This is a genomic window from Paenibacillus sp. OT2-17 (assembly GCF_009827695.1).
GTDB classification, from domain to species: domain Bacteria; phylum Bacillota; class Bacilli; order Paenibacillales; family Paenibacillaceae; genus Paenibacillus; species Paenibacillus polymyxa_B.
Genome location: NZ_WUDQ01000146.1, coordinates 1 through 7,987, shown reverse-complemented (window position 1 = coordinate 7,987; position 7,987 = coordinate 1). Strand labels below are relative to the sequence as shown.

9 protein-coding genes are annotated in these 7,987 nt (G+C 42.8%); 5 read left to right on the top strand and 4 right to left on the bottom strand.

The features are described from left to right. Together GRP75_RS15415 and GRP75_RS15410 are read left to right on the top strand one after the other, a co-directional pair. On the top strand, positions 1 to 502 hold a 502-nt coding region (locus GRP75_RS15415), incomplete at its 5' end, for a DJ-1/PfpI family protein (RefSeq protein ID WP_237449064.1). A 194-nt stretch (positions 503 to 696) separates the two neighbouring features. Further along, complete coding sequence (locus GRP75_RS15410; protein ID WP_160789737.1) at positions 697 to 1,398, top strand: DUF1275 family protein; 702 nt, start codon at positions 697 to 699, stop codon at positions 1,396 to 1,398. 12 nt (positions 1,399 to 1,410) lie between these two features. Here the strand turns inward: GRP75_RS15410 and GRP75_RS15405 are convergent, their stop codons facing one another. The 4 genes from GRP75_RS15405 to GRP75_RS15390 all read right to left on the bottom strand — a co-directional run bounded on the left by GRP75_RS15405 (position 1,411) and on the right by GRP75_RS15390 (position 5,405). Beyond that, positions 1,411 to 2,586 carry an alanyl-tRNA editing protein gene (locus tag GRP75_RS15405; protein WP_160789736.1) on the bottom strand — a complete coding sequence of 392 codons (1,176 nt, stop codon included), beginning with the start codon at positions 2,584 to 2,586 and terminating at the stop codon, positions 1,411 to 1,413. A gap of 331 nt (positions 2,587 to 2,917) precedes the next feature. Further along, the gene (locus tag GRP75_RS15400) at positions 2,918 to 3,349 is read right to left on the bottom strand and encodes a universal stress protein (RefSeq protein WP_023990396.1); all 432 of its coding nucleotides are present in this window, start codon (positions 3,347 to 3,349) and stop codon (positions 2,918 to 2,920) included. Positions 3,350 to 3,351: 2 nt separating this feature from the next. Next, the gene (locus tag GRP75_RS15395) at positions 3,352 to 4,587 is read right to left on the bottom strand and encodes a CynX/NimT family MFS transporter (protein ID WP_023990397.1); all 1,236 of its coding nucleotides are present in this window, start codon (positions 4,585 to 4,587) and stop codon (positions 3,352 to 3,354) included. Positions 4,588 to 4,838: 251 nt separating this feature from the next. After that, positions 4,839 to 5,405: a helix-turn-helix domain-containing protein gene (locus GRP75_RS15390; protein ID WP_075154785.1), complete on the bottom strand. Its 567-nt coding sequence runs from the start codon at positions 5,403 to 5,405 to the stop codon at positions 4,839 to 4,841. A 335-nt stretch (positions 5,406 to 5,740) separates the two neighbouring features. Here GRP75_RS15390 and GRP75_RS15385 point away from each other — a divergent pair, with 335 nt between their 5' ends. From GRP75_RS15385 to GRP75_RS15375, 3 genes are all read left to right on the top strand, one after another. Further along, positions 5,741 to 6,274 carry a MarR family winged helix-turn-helix transcriptional regulator gene (locus tag GRP75_RS15385; RefSeq protein WP_023990399.1) on the top strand — a complete coding sequence of 178 codons (534 nt, stop codon included), beginning with the start codon at positions 5,741 to 5,743 and terminating at the stop codon, positions 6,272 to 6,274. A gap of 134 nt (positions 6,275 to 6,408) precedes the next feature. Then, entirely contained in the window at positions 6,409 to 7,728 is a 1,320-nt protein-coding gene (locus GRP75_RS15380; RefSeq protein ID WP_160789735.1) for an HlyD family secretion protein, read from the top strand. Beyond that, the coding region (locus GRP75_RS15375; protein WP_160789734.1) for an ABC transporter permease at positions 7,712 to 7,987 on the top strand (276 nt) is incomplete at its 3' end. The genes GRP75_RS15380 and GRP75_RS15375, both read left to right, overlap by 17 nt.

The window sequence follows — 7,987 nt, the reverse complement described above, 5'->3', positions numbered from 1 at the left end:
TTTTATTATACCCCCAGAGCGCTTTAATGAGGATGAATTGTTTAAACCAAAGGAAGCACTGGAGCAAGCAGGTGTTACTGTTACGCTAGCTAGTACAAAAACCGGCGAAATCACGGGTGACTACAACGGTAAAGCGACAGCTGATCTTGTTTTTACTGACGCTGTGCTGGCTGATTATGATGTGGTATCTGTGATCGGCGGATCAGGAACGAATGACTATCTTTGGAATAACGCGGATCTCCAAGCTCTGCTGAAACAAACTTATGAGCAAAAGAAACTATTGGCTGGCATCTGCGCAGGCTCTGTAGCCGTGGCTCAAACTGGACTGCTCTCCGGCAGAACGGCTACATGTTATCCTGTGGATGTACAAAAGGACCAGCTCCAATCGCATCAAGCCGAATATGTGGCACAGCATGTCGTTGCGCATAGCGACATTATTACAGCCGACGGTCCAGATGGTGCACAGGACTTCGGCGCAGCACTTGTCAAAGCCCTGCAATAAGCACATCTTTGAGGTTCTAGGTGGGCACTTTAAACAGCACTCCAAAAAGCCGCATCGCGTCCTTTCTTTTGTATGGGACCCGATGCGGCTTCTTTGTGCCATTTTCATGCTTAAGTGATTAATTTAATTGTATGGTCCTGGATTTTCGTGTTAGCTTTAAAAAATCGACGTTTAGTATAGGAGGCTTATATGCCGTGTTTATGAAAGGCAAAATCCATTTACATCAGGTAACGTCCGAATCGTTGCGACTGGGCGCCTTACTATCATTAGTAGGGGGCTTTTTGGACACATATACCTATGTTGGGAGAGGCGGTGTGTTCGCCAACGCACAGACAGGTAATATCGTGCTGCTGGCTGTCAAAGCCATTGAAGGGCACTGGATTCAGGCGTTAGCCTTTATCCCGCCCCTAATCGCCTTTTCACTGGGCGTTTTTGTTGCAGAATGGATTAAAAGAAAATCAACTCACCGTTTAACTCCAGACTGGGCCCGCGCTATTCTTTTACTGGAAATTGCAATTTTTTTCATCGTGGGATTGATTCCGCAAGGAGTTCCCAATACGGTAGTAGTGGTGATCGTCTCATTCGTCGCTTCCGTGCAAATGACTTCCTTCCGCAAGCTCATTGATGTGCCGTACACCTCCACGGTCAGCACCGGTAACCTTCGATCAGCTATCGAGGCTGTGTATGTCGCTGTAACGACCAAGGACACGAACGCTGCCATTCGAGCGATGCGTTATGGTGTCATCCTGGCTGCCTTCTTGGTAGGAGCCTTGCTGGGGGGATTTCTGACTTTGACGATTGGGGATAAAGCCGTTTGGGGCGCTGTTGTTGCACTTATATTTTCTTTTATTTTATTTACAGAAAAGGAAAAGTGGAAGCTTCCCCTACGCCACTAATCCTCCATTACATCAGCCCTGAATGAACTGCCGCTGGGCCGTTTCAAAGAAATTCAAAAGGTCTTCGCGAGACGAGAATGCAGCCTGAGCAGATTGGTTGCTACCGCCCCCTTTGCCCTGAAACGCGCCCAGATTTTCCTTTAAATACGCTCCGCAGCTAATGGAATGGGTACCATTATGTGCCAGAATGATTTTGTTTTCGGCTGTTGTGGCAAATAAAACAAGCAGATCATGCTCAGCGGTCAGCTTGGCAGCCAATTGCTGCATCTCCTGAATGGATTTTTGTTCGAATACATGAGCAAGAACATGCCCCTGCACAGCAGATAGCAACTCTTTCGCCTGGTACGATGCATTTTCCTCTTGCAAGAACTCCACTTGCGCCTTGAGCTGCTTATGCTCCTGCTCCCACTTTTCGAATCGAGTCAAAATATCCTTTCGTCCAGTATTGAACTTCGTAGATAACACGTCCAAAATCCGAACACTCTCATTAAAGTCCTGGAGTGCGCGAGCACCACATTTGAAATGGATTCTCGCCATCCCTTTTTGCTTTTCCCATTTCAAGCATTTAATCATTCCAATTTTCCCGGTCTGAGCTACATGAGTACCGCCGCAAGCATTATATTCAATGCCCTCGATCTCGACAATCCGAATATTTTCCGTCACTTTGGGCGTTTTCACCAGCGGAATATCCTTCAATTGCTCACTGGTTACAAAAAAACTTTTTATGTTGCGATTACTATAGATTTGCTGATTTACTTCCTGTTCGATTGCCGATAGCTGCGCAGGTGTTACATCCGAACAGTTCACATCAATCGTGGCATATTCTTGTCCCAGATGAAAGCTTTCAGTACGCGCACCCAACAACTCCAGACAAACCGCTGACAGCAAATGCTGTCCGCTATGCTGCTGCATATGGTCAAATCTGCGCTCCCAATCCAATTGGCAGGCTACTTTCCTATCCTCCGGCAAACGCTCTACCTGATGCCAAATATCCCCATCTTCGAGAACAACATCTAATACACGGACGCCCTGAATTGTTCCTGTATCACAAGGCTGGCCTCCGCCATGCGGATAAAAGGCCGTTTCCTCCAGCATAACCAAATATTTTCCGTCTCTTTCCATGCTCTGTGTAATATGAGTGTCCCACTCCGTAAGATATGGAGCAGTGTAGTATAATTTTGTCGTCATTCCAGATTCCTCACTTTTGGGTTCTTTGTCTCGTACGATATCCACTTATTATCAAGCACTTCATTGTAAATATCAATGTAGGGAAAAGCTTGAACCATGGCACGAACAACTGTAGAAAGAAAATAAAGTACTAGACTGGATATGTTGGTCCCACGCGACATTTCGAATTATAAAACCGTCAGATCTCGTAAAAAAAGTATTAGACTGGCCCCAGCTATAAAAACAGCGGCAGCCGTGGACGAGAAAATAAAGTCCTAGACTGTCGCTGTTTTATTGAACTAAAGTTCTCCGTTAGTATAACAATGCATCATCTTTACGGTTCCCGAAGGAGTTAATGCACAATGAGGACTGGGCAACTTGATAGCTGTGAAACCTTGTGGCTGACACTTCCAAGCATCATTTCTTTTATGCCACTTAGCCCACGGCTTCCAATAATAATGAGTTGCTGCTTGGAATCTCTTGCATAATTTAATATTTCATGTGCAGGATCTCCCTTAAGATGAAGTGTTTCCGGGTTAATCCCCGCAGATTCTAATTTGGATTTGGCTTGTTGCAACTGTTCCAAACTCGCTTTCTCCATTTCGTTCAATATTTCTTCCAAGAAATGCCCTGGTAAATATGTCATGCCATTCGATACATATTCCTGGCTGACATTAACCAAGGTAACTTGAGTTTGTTTGTTTCGAGCTATTTCAACGGTTGCATCGAGGAGTTTGTTCGTTATTTCAGCTTTATCAATTGCCACAATAATTTTGTCAAACATATTTATCGTCCTTTCCGTGGCAGCTCGTAACTATTTCGGCTACCTACAAAACGGTTTCTTGCTGCTCCTATACCGACTAAAAAGAGTAAGACCGAAGCGCCAAGCAGAATGAAAAGTGGCAGATTCCAACTATTTGTCGCATCATGCAGAAATCCTATAAGGGCAGGACCGATTGCGGCAAGAAGATATCCGATCGATTGCGCCATGCCAGACAGTTCCGCTGCTTGATGCGCATTTTCAGTACGTAAACCGAAAAACATCATGGACAAACTAAAGGCGCAGCCTCCACCAATTCCGAGTATTATAATCCACAACAGAATGATATTGGAGCTTCCGTATAGAAGTCCGAGCGTTCCCGTTAAAAGCAAAATGATTGTGATGACCACTAACAAACGTTGGCTAGACATGCGCCCAGCAATAACGGGGACAATAAAGGTAAATGGAAGCAGAGCTAACTGCATTATCGAGAGGTACCATCCTGATTGGTTTGAGCCAATTCCTTGCTGCTTTAAAATTTCAGGCAACCATGCGATCAACACATAGAAAACCATGGACTGTATACCCATAAACAAGGTTACTTGCCAGGCAAGAGGGGATCGCCAAACATTCACATCGTTGCTGGCCATCTGTTGACTCGTCGTGGTTGTTTGCTTCGTTTGATTTCTTAATTGAGGTAACCAACAGAGAATCGATACAAAGCTTAGAATCCCCCATATTCCCAATGCTCCCTGCCATTTTAGACCTGCGTTCACGGCTAGCGGTACACTGATTCCCGATGCGATTGCTCCAAATAAACTCATTGAAATTGAGTAAACACCTGTCATGGAGCCAATTTTATTTGGGATATCCCTTTTGATTAAACTTGGCAATAATACATTACATACGGCAATTGCGAATCCAAGAATTGCTGTCCCAATATATAGATTAGCTGCGCCAGATAAAGAACGTATTACAATGCCAACAGTCAGAAAGATTAGGGCAATCAAAATGATACGTTCAATCCCATACCTTCGTCCAAATTTGGGTACTAGAGGTGATAATAAAGCAAAGGCAAGCAAAGGTAGCGTTGTTATCAGGCCTGCTACTGTATTTGAAATACGAACGTCATCCCTTATGAGACTCACTAAAGGACCGACTGAGGTTAAGGGAGCACGTAAATTAGCTGCAATAATAATAATGCCGAGAATTATCAGTCCTATAGAGGATGGTACGGCTTTTATATTTTGTTTGTTCGACATTCTTCATTTCTCCTTACTAAATTCATACGTAAAATTTGTTTCCTGCTGATTGAAAAACTATGAAATAACATCCGCGCGAACAATAAAAGTATATTATAATATATTATTTTTAACAATAATTATTTTATAATATATTATTTTTAACAATAATTATTTTATAACACACATTAACTCATCTAAAAACAAAAATACAACTCTGAATTCCCGTCATGGAATTCGGAGTTGTATTTAATAAGTGGAATTTTCGACTTTTAGAAACCATACTTTAAGGATATATGGAGCACTGTTTCGCTATTCGTATGATTGGTATAAGAGTGAGGACAATCTGCACGAAAACTGATCGTATCATATTGATTCAATGTGTAAATCTCTCCATTGACTTGAATTTCAATGGAACCAGTCATTACTGTCGCAATTTCAGTTGTATTCACATGATGACCTTCAGGGTGATACGAGCTATTCGGCTGTAAGTAAGCCCGACACATTTCAATATCGTTGCTTGCGTTTTTAAAGACCGGTTCAATGATCCAATTTTTTTGATCATTAGAAAACCGCAGTCCTTCGCCTGCTCGATACAAACTAACAGGGTCTTCTGATTTCAACAAAGCTAATAGCGGTAAAGATATGCCTTTTGAAATTTTCCATATAATCGCCAAAGTTGGATTTGTATCGCCACGTTCAATATTCCCCAGAGTAAGTTTGCTTACACCCGTTAATTCCGCTAAGTCGTCTAAGCTCATGTTTTTTTCTTTTCTGTACTTTTTCAAGACACCGCCGATTTGTAATACAATTTGTTTTGATTCATCGATTTCATCCATTTGATATGCACCTCAACAAAAAACAATTATAGCTAGTATACTGTTTATCTAGACTCTTTTCCATACAATTAGTATGGGATGGTGGACTACACTCCTAAGCAAAATTCTGACGTCTATGTAACTAATCTGCCAGTTAGCTTAATGAAGCATCGTCAGTCTAACACTTTATTTTTCAGTCTAATACTTTATTTTCTTTTTACAACAACCTCCATATAGTGAAAAATATACATGACGATTAACAAATTTTAGCTTGAAATTCATTTTTGAATAGATTAAGATTAGTCGGCTAACTAATTTGTTGATTGGAACATACTGTAAGAAGAAAGGAGAACCCTATGGATTTTGATTTACGGGACTTGCCCACTCGTGAGGCGCTGCAAGAATTTTCTAAGCGTATCCCCGAGATTGATGTAAGAGCGACAGAAGCTATGCTATTTTTTATGCGAGTATCTTCCAGTGTTTTTAAAGTCAGTTTTGAGGGCTTTGAGAAGTTCGGTATATCTCATGGAAAATTTTCAATATTAATTCTCCTGTACCGCAACATCCAAACAGGATTGCTGGCTACAGAGCTTGCGGAGAAAGTAGGAGTTAGCAAGCCTACCGTTACCGGTCTGCTTGACCGCCTGGAACGGGATGGGCTTACTATGAGATCCGTACACCCTTCCGACCGCCGTATGAGCATTGTTAAACTGACCGAACAAGGAACAGAAATGATGGAAAGACTGCTGCCTACACATTTCACAAGCACTTCCACACTGATGAGCCACCTATCCACCGATGAAAAAGAGCTGCTCCTGACATTACTCCAAAAAATAGAAAGCGGCATCCCTCAAGCAAAAGAGATATATAAAGCAGCAAAACCAGAATAAGTTTTAATTTTGCGTTTTAGTTAGCCGACTAACTTTTAAATTATTAAATAAAAGAATAAATAAAATGTACATACCAGGATATTTATTCGAGTCTATGTTTAACTCATTTTATGAATGTAAGGAGCGTATTACTCATGAATCGCACACAAGTCGCCAGCCTCATCATCCCTGTCATTTCTATTGCCTGCCTTATCGGCGGGGGGTTCCTGCTTCAGACTAACGGACAAGATCAAGTCAATGCATCTCGATCCGTTAAAGGCACAACGCTAAATGCGGATAGCATTCATGTATCGTTTGAACAAGTAGGCGGCAAAATCCTGAACATCCCGGTAACAGAAGAAACTAAGGTGAAAAAAGGAACTGTCCTTATGACTTTGGATTCCAAAGATGTGGATCTGCAAATTGAGCAGCTGCGGACACAAATCGCCCAGTTCAATACGCAGATCAGCCAACAGCAACAATCCATCCATTTAGGGTATACACGAGCAGCAACTCAGGAAAAACAGGCACAGCTAGATATCGCGCAAGCTCAAGTGACTGAGCGTAAAAGTCAGGCCGCATTGCAGCGGGCACAAGCGGCTGAGCGTCAAGCCACTGCTGCGGAACAACAGGTCAATAACGGGGCTCGGGATGAAGATGTTCAGCAGCAACGAATTGCCGTAGCCTCAGCCACCAAAAACGTTCAGACAGCGCAAACCAACTATAAGCGTAATAAAGCACTCTATGATGCAGGAAGTGCATCCAAAGCAGCGTTGGATGATGCCGAATCCTCTTTGACTTTAGCGACAAATCAGTTGAGCCAGCAAAAAGAGTCTCTTCAAAAGCTACTTCATGGTGCCACTTCTGAAGAACGTATGCAGGCCAGTGAACAGACGACACAAGCAGCCGTTTCGGTAAAACAAGCCGAGGAAGAAATTCGCGGTGCCCAATTGTCCGTCGATCGTTCCAAGACCCAACTGGAAACCATTCAGCAGAGTCGTCAACAGTTGGCAGATCAGAAGCTGGCTATTGACCTCTTAAAGCAACAAAAAGACACACAGGAAGTTCAGCTTAAAACGTTGCTGCTCAAAAAAGAACGCCTGGTGTTAAAAGCACCACAGGATGGCAAGGTTACTTCGATTAGTACCAAAGTCGGCGAAAATGTGGCGCAAGGGGCTCCTGTGATTACCCTGGAAACCAATGATTTATATTACGATCTCTATGTGAATGAAGAACAAGCGGGGAAATTCAAGGCCAATCAAGAAATTAAAACTCATATCTCTGGTCTCAATAAGGACCTGAAAGGTACGGTACGCTATGTAACTGCCGCACCACAATTCGCTAATGTGAAGATGTCCCGTGAAAAAGGAGAAGCAGATACCGCTACATTCCAGGTACGTGTATATGTAACAAGAGAAGCAGCTTTGCTACCAGGCATGACAGTTGAGGTGAATACAAATGAAATCTCTTCGTGATGAATGGTCGTATCTGGTTCACTCCAAGTATCCGATCATAGCTATCATCTTCCCGTTGATTGCCGTACTGGGGTATTCACTGTTGCTCCCAAGCAGCCAAATTAACGACGCTAACGTGGTAGTGGTGGATCAAGATAACACAGCTTACAGCCGTGAGTTCATTCAGAAAATAGATGCTTCCCCGTATATGAACGTAGCTGAGATTGTTTCGTATACGGACAACCCTGAACAGTATTTTTATCATGAGCAATATTTGGCT

What these genes read in the sequence shown, in the direction of transcription:
- GRP75_RS15405 (WP_160789736.1), bottom strand. Translation starts at nt 2,586, where the DNA reads ATGACGACAAAATTATACTACACTGCTCCATATCTTACGGAGTGGGAC.
- GRP75_RS15400 (WP_023990396.1), bottom strand. Translation starts at nt 3,349, where the DNA reads ATGTTTGACAAAATTATTGTGGCAATTGATAAAGCTGAAATAACGAAC.
- GRP75_RS15395 (WP_023990397.1), bottom strand. Translation starts at nt 4,587, where the DNA reads ATGTCGAACAAACAAAATATAAAAGCCGTACCATCCTCTATAGGACTG.
- GRP75_RS15390 (WP_075154785.1), bottom strand. Translation starts at nt 5,405, where the DNA reads ATGGATGAAATCGATGAATCAAAACAAATTGTATTACAAATCGGCGGT.
- GRP75_RS15385 (WP_023990399.1), top strand. Translation starts at nt 5,741, where the DNA reads ATGGATTTTGATTTACGGGACTTGCCCACTCGTGAGGCGCTGCAAGAA.
- GRP75_RS15380 (WP_160789735.1), top strand. Translation starts at nt 6,409, where the DNA reads ATGAATCGCACACAAGTCGCCAGCCTCATCATCCCTGTCATTTCTATT.